This window comes from Streptomyces sp. NPDC002793, assembly GCF_040295485.1.
GTDB lineage: Bacteria > Actinomycetota > Actinomycetes > Streptomycetales > Streptomycetaceae > Streptomyces.
Window position 1 is genome coordinate 351,756 of record NZ_JBEOVL010000001.1, and the last position, 16,491, is coordinate 368,246.

Annotated in this window: 16 protein-coding genes and 2 rRNA genes; 3 read left to right on the forward strand and 15 right to left on the reverse strand. The window is 70.1% G+C overall.

Annotated elements, in window-relative coordinates; genetic code table 11:
- Positions 1-77: 77 nt before the first annotated feature.
- The 5 genes from ABT001_RS01605 to ABT001_RS01625 form a co-directional block, all read right to left on the reverse strand.
- Positions 78-1,745: a bifunctional uroporphyrinogen-III C-methyltransferase/uroporphyrinogen-III synthase gene (locus ABT001_RS01605; protein ID WP_351270652.1), complete on the reverse strand. Its 1,668-nt coding sequence runs from the start codon at positions 1,743-1,745 to the stop codon at positions 78-80.
- Positions 1,742-2,728, reverse strand: a complete 987-nt coding sequence (hemC, locus tag ABT001_RS01610; protein ID WP_351270655.1) for a hydroxymethylbilane synthase — start codon at positions 2,726-2,728, stop codon at positions 1,742-1,744. The genes ABT001_RS01605 and hemC overlap by 4 nt, the downstream gene beginning before the upstream one ends.
- Entirely contained in the window at positions 2,725-4,218 is a 1,494-nt protein-coding gene (locus tag ABT001_RS01615; RefSeq protein ID WP_351270657.1) for a glutamyl-tRNA reductase, read from the reverse strand. The genes hemC and ABT001_RS01615 overlap by 4 nt, the downstream gene beginning before the upstream one ends.
- The gene (locus ABT001_RS01620; RefSeq protein ID WP_351270660.1) at positions 4,215-5,006 is read right to left on the reverse strand and encodes a redox-sensing transcriptional repressor Rex; all 792 of its coding nucleotides are present in this window, start codon (positions 5,004-5,006) and stop codon (positions 4,215-4,217) included. The genes ABT001_RS01615 and ABT001_RS01620 overlap by 4 nt, the downstream gene beginning before the upstream one ends.
- A 285-nt stretch (positions 5,007-5,291) precedes the next feature.
- Positions 5,292-5,567 carry a glutaredoxin family protein gene (locus tag ABT001_RS01625; protein ID WP_351270663.1) on the reverse strand — a complete coding sequence of 92 codons (276 nt, stop codon included), beginning with the start codon at positions 5,565-5,567 and terminating at the stop codon, positions 5,292-5,294.
- 144 nt (positions 5,568-5,711) lie between these two features.
- On the opposite strand from ABT001_RS01625, the gene ABT001_RS01630 reads away from it, so the two are divergent.
- The 3 genes from ABT001_RS01630 to ABT001_RS01640 all read left to right on the forward strand — a co-directional run bounded on the left by ABT001_RS01630 (position 5,712) and on the right by ABT001_RS01640 (position 9,229).
- The gene (locus tag ABT001_RS01630; RefSeq protein WP_351270666.1) at positions 5,712-6,653 is read left to right on the forward strand and encodes an HAD family hydrolase; all 942 of its coding nucleotides are present in this window, start codon (positions 5,712-5,714) and stop codon (positions 6,651-6,653) included.
- Positions 6,654-7,022: 369 nt separating this feature from the next.
- Positions 7,023-7,799, forward strand: coding sequence for an ECF subfamily RNA polymerase sigma factor, BldN family (locus ABT001_RS01635; RefSeq protein WP_351270669.1), 777 nt, complete (start codon positions 7,023-7,025; stop codon positions 7,797-7,799).
- Positions 7,800-8,026: 227 nt separating this feature from the next.
- Positions 8,027-9,229 carry a DUF5667 domain-containing protein gene (locus ABT001_RS01640; RefSeq protein WP_351270672.1) on the forward strand — a complete coding sequence of 401 codons (1,203 nt, stop codon included), beginning with the start codon at positions 8,027-8,029 and terminating at the stop codon, positions 9,227-9,229.
- A 64-nt stretch (positions 9,230-9,293) separates the two neighbouring features.
- Here the strand turns inward: ABT001_RS01640 and ABT001_RS01645 are convergent, their stop codons facing one another.
- From ABT001_RS01645 to ABT001_RS01690, 10 genes are all read right to left on the reverse strand, one after another.
- Positions 9,294-10,340, reverse strand: coding sequence for a lysophospholipid acyltransferase family protein (locus ABT001_RS01645; RefSeq protein WP_351270675.1), 1,047 nt, complete (start codon positions 10,338-10,340; stop codon positions 9,294-9,296).
- A gap of 16 nt (positions 10,341-10,356) precedes the next feature.
- Positions 10,357-11,427 (reverse strand): NAD-dependent epimerase/dehydratase family protein, encoded by a 1,071-nt coding sequence (locus ABT001_RS01650; RefSeq protein WP_351270678.1) that lies wholly within the window; start codon positions 11,425-11,427, stop codon positions 10,357-10,359.
- Positions 11,428-11,659: 232 nt separating this feature from the next.
- Positions 11,660-11,758, reverse strand: coding sequence for a 30S ribosomal protein bS22 (locus tag ABT001_RS01655; protein WP_003948845.1), 99 nt, complete (start codon positions 11,756-11,758; stop codon positions 11,660-11,662).
- A 110-nt stretch (positions 11,759-11,868) separates the two neighbouring features.
- Complete coding sequence (locus ABT001_RS01660) at positions 11,869-12,081, reverse strand: helix-turn-helix domain-containing protein (protein WP_158070919.1); 213 nt, start codon at positions 12,079-12,081, stop codon at positions 11,869-11,871.
- 128 nt (positions 12,082-12,209) lie between these two features.
- Positions 12,210-13,025: a phosphatase gene (locus ABT001_RS01665; protein WP_351270681.1), complete on the reverse strand. Its 816-nt coding sequence runs from the start codon at positions 13,023-13,025 to the stop codon at positions 12,210-12,212.
- A 98-nt stretch (positions 13,026-13,123) separates the two neighbouring features.
- Positions 13,124-14,296, reverse strand: coding sequence for an acetoin utilization protein AcuC (locus tag ABT001_RS01670; RefSeq protein ID WP_351270684.1), 1,173 nt, complete (start codon positions 14,294-14,296; stop codon positions 13,124-13,126).
- Positions 14,265-15,461, reverse strand: coding sequence for an MFS transporter (locus ABT001_RS01675; RefSeq protein ID WP_351270687.1), 1,197 nt, complete (start codon positions 15,459-15,461; stop codon positions 14,265-14,267). The genes ABT001_RS01670 and ABT001_RS01675 overlap by 32 nt, the downstream gene beginning before the upstream one ends.
- 42 nt (positions 15,462-15,503) lie before the next feature.
- A complete protein-coding gene (locus tag ABT001_RS01680; protein ID WP_351270689.1) occupies positions 15,504-16,151 on the reverse strand; it encodes an HAD family hydrolase in 648 nt (215 codons plus the stop codon).
- A gap of 72 nt (positions 16,152-16,223) precedes the next feature.
- Positions 16,224-16,340, reverse strand: a 5S ribosomal RNA gene (gene rrf, locus ABT001_RS01685).
- Between the two features lie 78 nt (positions 16,341-16,418).
- Positions 16,419-16,491, reverse strand: a 23S ribosomal RNA gene (locus ABT001_RS01690); the annotation flags it as partial.

The following is a 16,491-nucleotide window of genomic DNA, read 5'->3' on the forward strand; positions in this document are numbered from 1 at the left end:
AAAACCGGCGGAACGAAGGCAGCGGGCCCGGCCGCTCCGCGAGGAAGCAGCCGGGCCCGCACATCTGTCGGCGACCCTCAGGTCGTCGTCCGGCGACGCCGCGCACCGGGGCGCCGCTCGCTCGGCCGGGTCACCGGGTCACCGGCCTCCTTGGCCGCGTCCCGGCGCTGCGCGCCGAAGTCCGCCAGCGCCTGGGCCAGCTTGTGGACCGAAGGCTCCGGGGACAGCACGTCGACCCGCAGGCCGTGCTCCTCGGCGGTCTTCGCCGTGGCCGGGCCGATGCACGCGATGACGGTCACGTTGTGCGGCTTGCCCGCGATACCGACCAGGTTGCGGACGGTCGAGGACGAGGTGAACAGCACCGCGTCGAAGCCACCGCCCTTGATCGCCTCCCGGGTCTCGGCCGGCGGCGGCGACGCACGGACCGTGCGGTACGCGGTGACGTCGTCGACCTCCCAGCCCAGCTCGATGAGCCCGGCCACCAGGGTCTCCGTGGCGATGTCCGCACGCGGCAGGAACACCCGGTCGATCGGGTCGAAGACCGGGTCGTACGGCGGCCAGTCCTCCAGCAGACCGGCGGCGGACTGCTCACCGGACGGCACCAGATCCGGCTTCACACCGAAGTCGATCAGCGCGGCGGCGGTCTGCTCTCCGACGGCCGCGACCTTGATCCCGGCGAAGGCACGGGCGTCGAGCCCGTACTCCTCGAACTTCTCCCGTACGGCCTTCACCGCGTTCACCGAGGTGAACGCGATCCACTCGTAGCGGCCCGTGACCAGACCCTTGACCGCGCGCTCCATCTGCTGGGGCGTGCGCGGCGGCTCGACGGCGATCGTCGGGACCTCGTGCGGCACGGCACCGTACGAACGCAGTTGGTCGGAGAGCGACGCCGCCTGCTCCTTCGTGCGCGGTACGAGCACCCTCCAGCCGAACAACGGCTTCGACTCGAACCACGCGAGCTGGTCGCGCTGGGCGGCGGAGCTGCGCTCCCCGACCACGGCTATCACCGACTGGTGCCCGTCCGGCGACGGGAGGACCTTGGCCTGCTTCAGGACCTGGGCGATCGTCCCGAGGGTCGCCGTCCAGGTGCGCTGACGCGTCGTCGTCCCGGCGATCGTCACCGTGAGCGGGGTGTCGGGCTTACGGCCCGCCGAGACCAGCTCACCGGCGGCCGCGGCCACCGAGTCGAGCGAAGCGGACACGACGGCCGTCGCGTCGCTCGCACCGACCTCGGACCAGCAGCGGTCCGACGCCGTACGCGCGTCGACGAAGCGCACATCGGCGCCCTGCGCGTCCCGCAGCGGCACACCGGCGTACGCGGGTACACCGACCGCGTTCGCGATGCCGGGCACGACCTCGAAAGGCACACCCGCGGCGGCACAGGCGAGCATCTCGGCGCCGGTGTTGCCGTCCAGGCCGGGGTCGCCCGTGACGGCACGCACCACCCGCCTCCCGCCCTTCGCTGCCTCCATGACAAGATTGGCGGCATCCCTGAGGACGGGTACTCCAGCGGGTGTTGACGCCATGTCAACAACCGTCATCTCAGGCGTACTTACCCCTGCCCGCGCATGGCAGCGGACGACGTCGAGAACCTCGGGTTCCGCGACAAGAACGTCCGCGCTCGCAAGCGCCTCGACGGCGCGCAGTGTCAGCAGTCCCGGGTCGCCGGGACCGGCGCCGAGGAAGGTGACATGCCCTGCGGACAGGACAGGGAAGTCGGATACGACAGGGCCGGTGGGGCTCAAAGTGCTCGCTCCCCCATAAGACCGGCCGCACCCTTGGCGAGCATCTCGGACGCGAGCTCGCGACCGAGGGCCGCCGCGTCGTCGTGCGACGTGGGGACGGGACCGGTGATGGACAGCTGCACCAGGGAAGTGCCGTCGGTCGAACCGACGACACCGCGCAGGCGCAGTTCGTTGACAACCTGCCCGTCGGCCAGGAGGTCGGCCAGCGCACCCACAGGTGCGGAACAGCCGGCCTCCAGGGCGTTGAGCAGGGCGCGCTCGGCGGTCACGGCGATCCGGGTGTACGGGTCGTCGAGCTCGGCGAGGGCTGCGGCGAGGTCCGCGCTGCTTTCAGCGCATTCGATCGCCAGTGCTCCCTGGCCGGGAGCGGGCAGGACGGTGTCGACCGGCAGGAAGCCGGTCACCTCGTCCGTGCGTCCGAGGCGGCTGAGCCCGGCGGCGGCGAGTACCACCGCGTCCAGCTCCCCGCTCCGTACAAAACCAATGCGCGTATCGACGTTCCCACGGATCGCCACGGTCTCTATCTCGAGGCCGTGCGAGCGGGCGTACGCGTTGAGCTGCGCCATGCGGCGCGGCGAACCGGTACCGATGCGGGCACCGGGCGGCAGCTGCTCGAAGGTCAGCCCGTCCCGCGCCACCAGAGCGTCGCGCGGGTCCTCGCGCGGCGGCACGGCGGCCAGGACGAGTCCCTCGGGCTGCGTGGTCGGCAGGTCCTTCAGCGAGTGGACGGCGAAGTCCACCTCGCCGCTGAGCAGCGCCTCGCGCAGGGCCGCGACGAAAACGCCGGTCCCGCCGATCTGCGCCAGGTGCTCCCGGGAGACGTCTCCGTACGTGGTGATCTCGACGAGCTCGACGGCACGCCCGGTCACCTCACGGACGGCGTCGGCGACCATGCCGGACTGCGCCATGGCGAGCTTGCTGCGCCGGGTGCCTAGCCGGAGCGGCCTGGTGGTCTCCCCACCCAGGGGTGAGTTGTCGGTCATGACCGCCCTCTATTCGGGTCGTTCAGGTCTGCCCGGGAGACGGCGGCCACCGTCTGCGGGTCGAGGTCGAAGAGTTCACGCAGCGCATCGGCGTACCCGGCACCGCCGGGCTCGCTGGCGAGCTGCTTGACCCGCACGGTGGGCGCGTGCAGGAGTTTGTCGACGACGCGGCGCACGGTCTGCGTGATCTCGGCGCGCTGCTTCTCGTCCAGGTCGGGGAGGCGTCCGTCGAGCCGCGCGATCTCGCCGGCCACCACATCGGCGGCCATGGTGCGCAGGGCGACGACGGTCGGGGTGATGTGGGCGGCGCGCTGAGCGGCTCCGAAGGCGGCGACCTCGTCGGCGACGATGGTGCGCACCTGGTCCACATCGGCGGCCATCGGGGCGTCCGCGGACGCCTCGGCGAGCGACTCGATGTCGACGAGGCGCACACCGGCGACGCGGTGCGCCGCTCCGTCGATGTCGCGCGGCATCGCGAGGTCGAGCAGGTGGAGCCGGGCCGGGCCGGTGGCGGCGGGCCGCACGGGCACCCGGCGCACGGCACGGTCCTGCGCGGCAGCGGTGGCGGAACCGTTCTCCACCCACGCGGCGTGCTGGTCCAGCGCGTCGGGCGCGGCGGCGGCCGGGGCCTCGGGCGTCTGGGCCGCGGTGTCGAATGCGACGCCGAGCGCATGGGCGACGGCCTTCGCGGTGAGCACGAGACCGGTCGCTCCCGTGCAGGACACGACGACATCGGCACGGGCCAGCTCGTCCGCGACCGCGTCCATCTCGACGGCACGCGCCGTGGGGACCCCGGCCTGGCCGAGGATCTCGACGAGCCGGTCGGCACGGGCCCGGGTGCGGTTGGCGACGACGATCTCCTCGACGCCGGCACGGGCCAGGGTGGCGGCGGCGAGCGAGGACATGGAGCCTGCGCCGATCACCAGGGCGCGCTTGCCGGCCGCCCAGGCGTTGACCTCGGCGCCGTCGGCCAGCTGTTCCAGACCGAAGGTGACGAGCGACTGCCCGGCCCGGTCGATCCCGGTCTCGCTGTGGGCGCGCTTGCCGACCCGAAGGGCCTGCTGGAAGAGGTCGTTCAGCAGACGGCCGGCGGTGTGGAGCTCCTGCCCCAGCGCGAGCGCGTCCTTGATCTGACCGAGGATCTGGCCCTCGCCGACGACCATCGAGTCCAGCCCGCACGCCACCGAGAAGAGGTGGTGGACGGCCCGGTCCTCGTAGTGCACGTAAAGATAAGGAGTGAGCTCGTCCAGCCCGACCCCGCTGTGCCGCGCGAGGAGGGTGGACAGCTCGGCGACACCCGCGTGGAACTTGTCCACGTCCGCGTACAGCTCGATGCGGTTGCACGTGGCCAGGACCGCGGCCTCGGTCGCGGGCTCCGCGGCGAGGGTGTCCTGCAGCAGCTTCGTCCGGGCCTCGACCGACAGGGACGCCCGTTCCAGCACGGAGACGGGGGCACTGCGGTGGCTCAGACCTACGACCAGGAGACTCATGCCGGCATCACGGCGGGCATGTCCCCGTCAGGTCCCTTCCGGCCGGCGGGAGTGGCGCGCATCGGCGGCGCCTCCTCGGCGTCACCGTCACCGCCCACACCCGCCCTGCCGTCGGCAGCGGCCTCCTCGCCGGCCTTGCGCTGCTCGTGGAAGGCGAGGATCTGGAGCTCGATCGAGAGGTCGACCTTGCGCACGTCGACGCCGTCGGGCACGGACAGGACCGTCGGCGCGAAGTTCAGGATGGAGGTCACGCCCGCGGCGACGAGCCGGTCGCAGACCTGCTGGGCCGCGCCGGGCGGGGTCGTGATGACACCGATGGACACACCGTTGTCACTGATGATCCGGTCCAGGTCATCGGTGTGCTGCACGGCGATACCGGCCACGGGCGTACCCGCCATGGCGGGGTCGGCGTCGATCAGCGCGGCGACCCGGAAACCACGGGAGGCGAAACCGCCGTAATTGGCGAGCGCGGCGCCGAGGTTACCGATCCCCACGATGGCGACCGGCCAGTCCTGGGTGAGCCCGAGCTCCCGGGAGATCTGGTAGACGAGGTACTCGACGTCGTACCCGACACCGCGTGTGCCGTAGGAGCCCAGGTAGCTGAAGTCCTTGCGCAGCTTCGCTGAGTTGACCCCCGCCGCCGCGGCGAGTTCCTCGGAGGAGACCGTGGGAACCGAGCGCTCGGAGAGCGCCGTCAGTGCGCGGAGATACAGCGGAAGCCGAGCGACGGTGGCCTCGGGAATTCCTCGGCTACGGGTCGCCGGTCGGTGAGTTCGGCCAGTTGCCACGGTGCTCCTGCGGGATGAGCGGGGCTGCAGGCGGCCGTATGTCCTATGACCGCCCCGTCGACAGCAGGCTATGTCTTTGTGAACGCGTGCACAAAGATAGTGTCCGTTTTGTCTGGTCAAAGTGACCGGGGTCACGCATATTCCCTGCGTGATCCCGGAACCCGGCACGTCATCAGCCCGTTGCGGGCCCGAAGGGGGCAAGACGGTACACACTCCTCATGTCCAGGCCCCCGAGACCACTCAAAACGCCCATGATGTTAACCGGGATTCGCACGGAAAGCCCCCTCACGTACGCAACGCCGTGCGCAGCCTCGCCGGGTCCACCCGCCAGAAGGTGTGCTGTTCGCCATCGATCAGGACCACCGGGATCTGCTCCCAGTACTCCTTGTGGAGCGCCTCGTCCCGCGTGATGTCCTTCTCCACCCAGGACGCGCCGGTCTCCTCGCAGACGGCGCTCACCACCTGCCGCGCGTCCTCGCAGAGGTGACACCCGGGCTTCCCCAGGAGGGTCACCACCCGGTCCGCGGGCTTCTTCTTCGTACGACGCAGCAGTGCACTCATGCCTTCATTCTGCGCCCGGAACCGCGCCCCGCGGAGCCCTGCGGGTGAGCGTCATCACCCGTTCAACACCCCGGCACCGGAGTGTTCACACCATCGCATCCCGCCGGGTCGGGAAGAGCGGAACGGAATGGCTATGCTCACGACATGGCCGCTCTTGGATGGCTCACCCCTCGCAGGCGCCCCGCCACGGCACGCAGCGTGCTCGCAGGCGAGGCAGCGGCAGAGGCCGCGCAGAAGTCGGCACGCATCGTCGAGGCCGAAGAGCTGCCGACGCCCCCGGAGGAAAAGCGGGAACCGGCGTTCCCGGTGGCCGGGGACACCCGGGCCGCCGCCTTCTTCGACCTCGACAACACCGTGATGCAGGGTGCCGCGATCTTCCACTTCGGACGTGGCCTGTACAAGCGGAAGTTCTTCCAGCGTCGCGAACTGACCAGGTTCGCCTGGCAGCAGGCATGGTTCAGGCTGGCCGGCGTCGAGGACCCGGAACACATGCAGGACGCCCGTGACAGCGCCCTGTCCATCGTCAAGGGCCACCGCGTCTCCGAGCTGATGTCCATCGGTGAGGAGATCTACGACGAGTACATGGCCGACCGCATCTGGCCCGGCACCCGCGCCCTGGCCCAGGCCCACCTCGACGCGGGCCAGAAGGTCTGGCTCGTCACCGCCGCACCGGTGGAGACGGCCACGATCATCGCCCGCCGCCTGGGCCTGACCGGTGCCCTCGGCACGGTCGCCGAGTCGGTCGACGGCGTCTACACCGGCCGGCTGGTCGGCGAACCCCTGCACGGCCCGGCGAAGGCCGAGGCGGTGCGCGCGCTGGCGGCCGCCGAGGGCCTGGACCTGGAGCGCTGCGCCGCCTACAGCGACTCGCACAACGACATCCCCATGCTCTCCCTGGTCGGCCACCCCTACGCGATCAACCCGGACTCCAAGCTCCGCAAGCACGCCCGCTCCCTTGACTGGCGGTTGCGCGACTACCGCACCGGCCGCAAGGCCGCCAAGGTCGGCATCCCGGCCGCCGCGGGCGTCGGCGCCCTGGCGGGGGGCACGGCCGCCGCGGTCGCGCTCCACCGCCGCCGCCGCTGACCCCGCGCGTCCCCCACATCGCCTCACGGCGGCGGGAGCGGCACGCCCGGGGACGTACGCCCGATCGGTAGCGGGTCGGCGGGCGCCGACCTCATCGCTCCGGCCAGTCGTGTTGCGTTCCCGTGACCACAACCCGTCGCGGCCTCAGGCAGATCCCGAAGCTATTCGATCAATAACTGGTCACGATGTGCTGCTCTTCCCGTCACTTAGAGGTTACCGAAGCGACGTAACCGGTGATTTGAGCAACTGGGTGTAGCCCGGCCTATACGAAGCGTTATTCTCCTCAGACGCACAAGGAGCCCGCCACCCGCTACCACGAGTGACGGTTTTCGAACTGCACGTGATGGAAGCTCTGCCTCTGGGAGTCCCGTGTACCCACACGTCGGGGTTGACACCTCGGGCCTGGCTACGCTGCGCGCAACGGTCCTCGACCTCTTGCGCGGCTTCGTCCCCACCGCGTACGCCGTCCCCCAATTTGCCACCCCTGTACCTGCCGGCCCTTGCTACGCGCTGGCCGAACGCAGCGCGGCCGTCGGAAGACGCAGCACCCGCGGCGCCGCGACCACGCCTGCCGTCCGTCGGCCCACAGCCGACAGCGACAGCGCGCGCATGATGGATCTCGTCGAGCGCGCGCAGGCCGGTGAGGCCGAGGCCTTCGGCCGCTTGTACGACCAGTACAGCGACACCGTGTACCGGTACATCTACTACCGCGTGGGAGGCAAGGCGACAGCGGAGGACCTCACCAGCGAGACGTTCCTGCGCGCACTCCGCCGCATCTCCACCTTCACCTGGCAGGGCCGCGATTTCGGTGCCTGGCTGGTCACGATCGCTCGGAACCTGGTCGCCGACCACTTCAAATCCAGTCGTTTCCGACTGGAAGTGACCACTGGCGAAATGCTCGACGCCAACGAGGTCGCGCGGAGCCCGGAGGACTCCGTCCTGGAATCCCTTTCCAACGCCGCCCTGCTGCAAGCCGTACGCCGGCTCAACCCTCAGCAGCAGGAGTGCGTGACCCTGAGGTTCCTGCAGGGTCTCTCAGTCGCCGAGACCGCCAGAGTCATGGGAAAGAACGAGGGCGCGATCAAAACCTTGCAGTACCGAGCCGTGCGTACACTCGCGCGACTCCTGCCGGACGACGCACGCTGACACCACCACGGCGGCCACGCCCGGCCGTAAGTGACGTGCTCGTGACACACCGATCGGATCATCCGCAGTCCGTAACCCAACTGCCGCGCCACTCGTTGTGCCGGATGCAGGCCCCCTGTCGCCCCGCCTGACCGTTTCCACTCGCTCGACCGTGTGGAAACGCCTACGGCGGGCAACCTTCCGGACCTCAGGGGAGTCGACCGTCATGACGAGAGGAGGTGCCGCCAGTGATCGCAAACGTTTCGGCACACCGGCGGGCGAACGCCTTCGCCCAGGCCCTGGAGGAGCAGTCCCCCCAGGGTGCGGCGGCCGTACAGCCCGAGGAACCGGCCCAACAGGCCGACCACGGACCGCTGTTGGCCCTGGCGAACGGCCTCGGTGAGCTACCGGAGCCGGAATTCGATCCCGAGGTCAAAGTGGTGCAGCGAGCCCAGCTCGTCGCCGCCATGGAGACCATGTTCGCCGAAGGCGGTGCGTCCACGGGCCCTACGGTGCCCGAACAACGGAACAAGGGAGCGCACCGGGCCTCCCCGATCCGGAGGCTGCGTCCCCGCTCACGCTGGGCGAAGGGCCTCACCGCGGGCGGGCTCACGATCGGTGTCGCCGCGGGAGCATTCGGCGGAGTGGCCGCTGCCAGCTCCGACGCCCTGCCCGGTGATTCCCTCTACCCGCTCAAGCGCGGCATGGAGGACATCAACCTCGGCCTGGCCGACGGCGACGCCGACCGGGGCGAGGCCTACCTCGACCAGGCCTCGACGCGCCTCAGCGAAGCCCGCAGGCTGATGGAGCGAGGCCGCGCCGGCTCCATGGACCATGAATCGATCGGTGAGGTCAGACGCGCACTGGACAGCGTGACCCACGACGCCACCGAGGGGCACCGACTGCTCCACACCGCCTACGAGCGCGACGGTTCCCTCGGCCCCATCCAGACACTGGACTCCTTCTCCCGCTCGCACCGCGCGAGCTGGAACTCCCTGCGCGGTCTGCTGCCCGTACAGCTGACCGACATCGGCGACAAGGTCAGCTCCGTCTTCGAGGCCATGGACCAGGAGGTCGCGCCCCTGAAGTCCCTGCTGCCTCCGGCCCCGGGCACCGAAGGAGACGCACCACCCGCCGGTTCCCCCCAGGAGGACCGGGGCTCCGTGGCACCGGACCACTCCGTCCCCTCCGCCTCCACGGCGCCGGACGACAGCGCGTCCACGGACAGCGGCACGCCGAAGCCCTCCGGATCCGACAGCCCGGCCGACGGCCTGCTCGGCGGCGGCACGGACGGCCTGCTGGACGAACTTCCGACGGACGACACCACCCCGTCGTCCCCGGGCGGCGGCACTTCCGGAGCGCCCCCCGCACCGGACGTCACCCTGCCGCCTCTCCTCCCCGGGCTGCTGCCCGACCTGGGCATCGACAGCGAGACCATCGACCGCCCGTAGCGAACACACAGGTGAGGGGGCCGTCCCGATCGGACGGCCCCCTCACCCGTGTGTCCTCGCGCGGTCAGAAGAAGACCGACCGGCGCTGCACCAGCAGCTTGTACAGCGTGTGCTGGATCTGCTCCCGCACCTGATCCGTCAGATTGAACATCAGCATCGGGTCCTCGGCCGCCTCCGGGGGATATCCGTCCGTCGGGATCGGTTCTCCGAACTGGATCGTCCACTTCGTCGGCAACGGCAGGGCGCCCAGCGGTCCCAGCCACGGGAAGGTCGGCGTGATCGGGAAGTACGGGACTCCCAGGATCCGCGCCAGCGTCTTCGAGTTGCCGATCATCGGGTAGATCTCCTCCGCGCCCACGATCGAGCACGGCACGATCGGCACTCCGGCCCGCAGCGCCGTCGACACGAAGCCGCCCCGCCCGAAGCGCTGCAGCTTGTACCGCTCACCGAACGGCTTCCCGATGCCCTTGAAGCCCTCCGGCATCACACCGACGACCTCACCCCGCTGCAGCAGGCGCTCCGCGTCCTCCGCGCACGCGAGGGTGTGCCCGGCCTTCCGCGCCAGCTCGTTGACCACCGGCAGCATGAACACGAGGTCGGCCGCGAGCAGCCGCAGGTGCCGTTCGGCGGGGTGGTTGTCGTGCACGGCGACCTGGAGCATCAGCCCGTCCAGCGGCAGCGTCCCGGAGTGGTTGGCCACGATGAGGGCCCCGCCGTCCGACGGGATGTTCTCGATGCCCTTCACCTCGACCCGGAAGTACGTGTCCGCCAGCGGCCGCAGCATCGACATGAGGACCTGATCGGTCAGCTCCTTGTCGTAGCCGAACTCGTCGACGTCGTAATCCCCCGTGAGCCGGCGCCGCAGGAACGCGAGCCCACCGGCGATCCGCCGGTCCCAGCCACTTCCGGAACCCTCCGCTCCGCCCTCGGGGGCGGCCTCAGCGGCCTCGGCGGCCCCTTCCGGCACCTGACCGCCCGGCAGGGCGCTCACGGGCGCGGGACCGGACACAGCGGGCCCCTGTCCCCGGCTGCCGGGCAGCGCACCTCTGCGCCGCCCCGCGCCCGAGCGCGAACGGTCGTCGTCGAAGGGAATGACCTTGGCGTCCGCCATCGTCGGTCGCGCTCCTCTACCTGGCGCCGTGCGTCGAATGTGTCGTGCCGGCCGCTCCCCCGCCGAGCCGCAGATCGGCCAGCCGGCCGACCGCCCTGCCCACCCGTTCCGGGGGCAGCAGCCCCGGCCCCCGGCTCCGCGCGAACTCCGCGAACGTCCCGGCCGTGGTGAACTCCGGCCGGAAACCCAGCGTCTCGCGCATCTGCACGGTCGAGACCACCCTGCCGTGGGTGAGGAGCCGGATCTGCTCCGGCGAGAAGTCCGTCATGCCGATCGTGCGGAGCGCCGATCCCACCCAGGTGACGGCCGGCAGCATCACCGGCACGGTCGGCCGTCCCAGCCTGCGCGAGCACTGCGAGAGCAGCAGCACACCATCGCCCGCGATGTTGAACGTGCCACTGTTCAGCGTGCCCCGCCGGGGCTCACGGGCGGCGATCTCCAGTACGTCGACGACGTCGTCCTCATGGACGAACTGCAGCCGGGGGTCGTAGCCGAAGACCGTCGGCAGCACAGGCAGCGACAGGTAGTCGGCGAGCGGTGAATCCGCCTCGGGGCCCAGGATGTTCGCGAACCGCAGCACGCACACGGCCACGTCCGGCCTCCGGCGGGCGAACCCGCGGACGTATCCCTCGACCTCCACCGCGTCCTTGGCGAAGCCGCCGCTGGGCAGGGACTTGGGCGGCGTGGTCTCCGTGAAGACCGCGGGGTCGCGGGGGGCGGAGCCGTACACGTTGGTGCTTGACTTGACCACGAGCCGCTGCACCGACGGGGATTTCTGGCAGGCGCCGAGCAGCTGCATCGTGCCGATGACGTTGGTCTCCTTGGCCGTCGTCCGGCCGCCCGTGCCGAGCGCCTTCGCGGAGACGTCCAGATGGACGACCGTGTCGACGGAATGCTCGGCGAGGACCCTGGCGATCGCCGACTGCCGGATGTCCGCGAGGACGAATTCGGCGTCACCGAGCCGGTGTCCGGGTGCGACCGCGTCCACGGCGATCACCCGGTCCACGCCCGGGTCGCGCTGGATGCGTCGCACGAAGCGGCCTCCCAGCTGCCGGGCGGCGCCTGTGACGAGCACGATCTTCCCCAAGATCAGCGCCTTCCGTCGATCGTTCACGTACACCGAGCGGGGTCTTCCCCTGGCCGTCACCGTAGTCGGTGAAGGTGGCGGTGTGACGACCCCAGGCGGGCTTTACCGAACCGATGGCGGAATACCACCGGATCCGCCGCACGCCACCGCAGCCCGGACACGGGCCCGGGAACGCACCGAGGCCCTTCCGCCAGTACGGCGGAAGGGCCTCGGACTCACGAACCGCGTTCGCTTACTTCTTGTTGCGACGCTGAACGCGCGTGCGCTTGAGCAGCTTGCGGTGCTTCTTCTTGGCCATCCGCTTACGCCGCTTCTTGATAACAGAGCCCACGACTACCCTCGCTCACTTCTTCTTCACTGGTGCGGGGCGTCTGGGCCCACACGACCTACGTCGGCCTAGCCTACCCGCCACCGGGTGAGGGACGTAATCCGAGGGCTACGTCAGGCCGACTCCACCCCCACGAAGGACTCGCGAAGATACTCGTGAACCGCTTGCTCCGGGACCCGAAAGGACCTTCCCACCCTGATCGCGGGCAGATGACCGCTGTGCACCAAGCGGTACACGGTCATCTTCGACACCCTCATGACCGAGGCTACTTCCGCCACGGTCAGAAATTTGACCTCGTTGAGAGGCCTCTCACTGTCAGCAGCCATGACCCACCTGTACCTTCCGCACGAGACGCGCACCGGCTTCCCCTCCGGTGACTCTTCGTCGTTGTGCGCTCACTCCCCAGGTTAGGTGCGGGTGATGCGAGTGGGGAAGAGGTGAGGCGATCGGCCGCCTACCGTGACAGACACGCCCGATTGAGTACATACCGAGTAAGGGGCCGGTAGTAGTCCGGCCGCACGCCGTCATCAAGCGGAACGACGACGGACACCCTCCCCTCCGCCTCCCCCACGAACGGCGCGGGGTCATCCGTATCCGCCGGCCCGATGGCCTCGATGCCCAGCTGACCTGCCCCGCAGACCCATCCGTGGTCTCCGACCACCAGCTCGGGCAGCACTCCCCGGGCCTTCACGATCTCCTCCAGCACGGCCCTGACCGGCAGCGGCGAATGGGTATGTGCGCCGGTAACACTTCCGGGGGCCCGCACGCCCGGTTCGCGCACCAAGGCGACACCTCGCACGTAGTCAAGAGTGAACGTGCGTACGCCGAACCGGGTCGTTATGTCGACACATCGGCCCTGCGCGGGGGTGAGTACCGCGCACCCCGCCGCCGACAAAGCGTCTGCCAGTCCGGCGTAGAACCCGAGCAGCCGATGCGGATGCCCGGTGCCGAACAGCACCGGAGACCGTCTCTCCGCGGCATCCGCGAGCCGTCCCGCGAAGGCGTCGAGGGCCGCCAGGGTCCGGTCCGGATCGATCACATCCGGACCTGACACATGACCGGGATCATCGGAGACCCCGCACCTCTCGGCCATCAGCCGCAGCAGATCACGCTCTCCCCAGGCACGGACCGGATCGAGCCCGAGCAGCACACGGGGGTCCCTCGCCGCGAAGAGCCGATAGCTCCGCAGACTGGTCTCCCGCAGCGTGGCCACGGGGCCGGCGAGCCGGGCCGCCAGCAGATGAGCGCGTAACGCTCCGGTACTCAACACCCTCCCGATGCTCCACCACCGGGGTCGATCACGGGCCGGAACCCGGGCACCGCCCCACCGTTGGCGTAACGGCCACGGGCGGGACCGCGCCGCCGCCCTCAGGCCAGCAGCCCGCGCAGGGGGAACGCCGAACGCCGTGTCGCCAGCACCGCCTGGTCCAGCCGGTCCGCCGGGTCGTACCCGTCCTCCCAGGACTTCCACGACGGCGTGCGGCCGTCCGTCATCCGAGCCGGTCCCAACTGCCGTGTGCGGGCGTAGGCCTCGTCCCGCCATGACGACGGAATGACCGACTCCGGATCCACCGGCGCATGCGCGGCGATCCCCACGAGATGGGTCCAGGACCGCGGCACCACATCCACCACCGCGTACCCGCCGCCGCCAAGCGCCACCCAACGCCCGTCCTCGACATAGGTGTGCGCGAGGTCATGACAGGCCGTCATGACGGCCCGCTGGGCATCCAGCGACACCGCGAGATGGGCCAGTGGATCCTCGAAGTGCGTGTCGGCACCGTGCTGGGTCACCAGCACCTGCGGCCGGAACTCCTCCAGCAGCTCGGGCACCACCGCGTGGAAGGCCCGCAGCCACCCAGCGTCCCCCGTGCCCGCCGGCAGCGCCACGTTCACCGCACCGCCCTCCGCCGACCCGGCACCGGTCTCCTCCGGCCAACCCGTCTGCGGGAACAGGGTGCGCGGGTGCTCGTGCAGCGAGACCGTCAGCACCCGGGGGTCCTCCCAGAACGCCGCCTGCACCCCGTCCCCGTGGTGGACGTCCACGTCGACGTACGCCACCCGCTCCGCGCCCAGCTCCAGCACCCGCGCGATGGCGAGCGCCGGATCGTTGTACACGCAGAACCCCGAGGCCGCCCCGGGCATCGCGTGGTGCAGCCCGCCGCTGAAGTTCACGGCGTGCGAGGTCTCACCGCGCCACACCGCCTCCGCCGCCCCCACCGAGAGCCCTGCGATGAGCGCGGACGCCTCGTGCATCCCCGCGAAGGCGGGGTCGTCGACGGTCCCGAGCCCGTACGCCTGATCGGCAGCCCGGGGTTCCGCCGACGCGGCACGTACGGCCGCCACGTAGTCCTCACGGTGCACGAGCCGCAGCGTGGAGTCCCCCGCCGACCTGGCCGAGCGGACCTCCACCGACCCGTCCAGCCCGAACGCCCGCACCAGGCCCATCGTCAGGGCGAGTCTGACCGGATCCATGGGGTGACCGGACCCGAAGTCGTATCCCGTTACTGCCTCATCCCACATCAGCTGCGCGCGCCCGCTCATGCCCGCCACCGTATCGGGCGGGTTCCGTGCCGAACGACCGGGCGTACACGAGCGTCGCGAGGACCAGCACCATGGGCACGAGCATCGCCCCGCGGTAGCTCCACGCGTCCCCCAGCGCCCCCACCAGCGGTGACCCGACGAGGAAACCCACGTAGTTGAAGACGTTCAGCCGGGCCACGGCCACATCACTCGCCCCGGGGAACATCCTCCCCGCCGCGGCGAAGGTCTGCGGCACGATCACACAGAGCCCGAGCAGCGTGAAGCCGAGCATCCCCCACCAGGCGCCCGGGGCCACCGCCACCACCGCGAACCCGACGGCGGCCAGCACGCTGCCACCCCGGACCACGGCCACCGCGCCGAACCGCCGCACCCCCAGGTCACCGACGGCCCGGCCCAGCAGAGTCGTCACCATGTAGACGTTGTACGGAACGGTCGCCAGCTGTTCCGAGCTGCCCAGCACGTCCTGCAGATACTTCGCGCTCCAATTGGAGACCGTCGAGTCCCCGATGTACGCGAACGCCATCACCAGGCAGAGCGGCAGCAGCAGCCTGAACGGCACGGACGCACCCTGGCCGGACTCCGCGGGCACCCGGTCCCCGCCGGTCTTCCCCTCCGCGTACCACCGGCTGCCGATCAGGGCCGCGGGCAGCAGGACCAGGACGACCGGCAGGTAGGACGCCATCAGCGACCGATCCTGGTGCGCGCCCACCCAGGCCGCCGAGGCCCCGGCGATGCCGCCCAGGCTGTACGCGGCGTGGAACCCGAGCATGATGCTGCGCCCGTACGCCCGTTGGAGGCTGACGCCCATCATGTTCATCGACGCGTCCAGGGCCCCGACCGCCAGCCCGAAGAGACCCAGTGCGGCGACGAGCTGCCAGACCTCGCTCCCGGCTCCCACACCCAGCAGGGCCAGCAGTACGACGGGCTGGGCCCACCTGAGCACGATCCCTGGCCGTACCCGAGCGACCACCTTCTCGGTGCCCACGCTGGCGACGCCCGCCAGCACAGGCACCGCGGCGAGGAAGGCGGGCAGCAGCCCGTCGGATATCCCGTACCGGTCCTGAATGGCGGGGATGCGCGTCACCAGCAGGGCGAAGGTCACCCCTTGCACCAGGAAGCTGAGCGCCAGGGAGACTCTGCCGTGCCGCGACCGCGCATCCGTCATGGCCGCGAGCGTAGGGCTCCGGACTACCGCTGGGTAGATCGGTCAGGCGAGCAGTTTCAAGAGCTGCGACATGTCGGAGAAGTGCCCGGTGACCCCGACGAGCCGGTCCGCCGGCATCATCGAAGTGAATCCGTACACCTCCATCCCGGCCGCGCGGGCCGCTTCGACACCGAGCGGGCTGTCCTCGATCACGACACACCGGTCGGGGGCGACGCCCATCCGTTCGGCGGCGTGGAGGAACAGGTCCGGGGCCGGCTTCCCCCGCCCCACGTCCTCGGAGCTGAAGATCCACTCCTCCTCGAACCACTGGTCGAGCCCGGCCTTGCGGTGTCCGGCCGCGATCTTCTGGTGGCTTCCGGACGAGGCGACGCAGTACGCCACCCCGTCGGCGACGAGCTCACCCAGCAGCTCCTGGACGCCGTCCACCGCGGACAGCTGCTCGGCCTCGAACGCGGCGAGGGTGCGGCGGTGCAGTTCGTCGTCGAACTCCGCGGGGAGCTTCTGGCTCGTCCGCTCGTCCACCAGGTCGTGCACCCGGTGGATGGCGGCCCCCATGTAGTCGCGGAGGGACTCCTCGTACGAGGTGGGGTGACCGAGCTCCGTGAGGTAGCCGGCCAGGACCGTGTTGGAGATGGGCTCACTGTCGACGAGCACGCCGTCGTTGTCGAAGATGACCAGTTCGTAGCGCATGGTTCGACCCTAGACGCTGTGAACGCAGAAAAGCCCCGTGCCACAAGGGCACGGGGCTTTCCCGGAATAATTGTTCGGCGGCGTCCTACTCTCCCACAGGGTCCCCCCTGCAGTACCATCGGCGCTGAAAGGCTTAGCTTCCGGGTTCGGAATGTAACCGGGCGTTTCCCTAACGCAATGACCACCGAAACACTATGAAATTAACCAACACCGGAAAAAACACGGCCGTTCGTTATTTCAGAACTAACACAGTGGACGCGAGCAACTGAGGACAAGCCCTCGGCCTATTAGTACCAGTCAGCTCCACCCGTTACCGGGCTTCCACATCTGGCCTATCAAC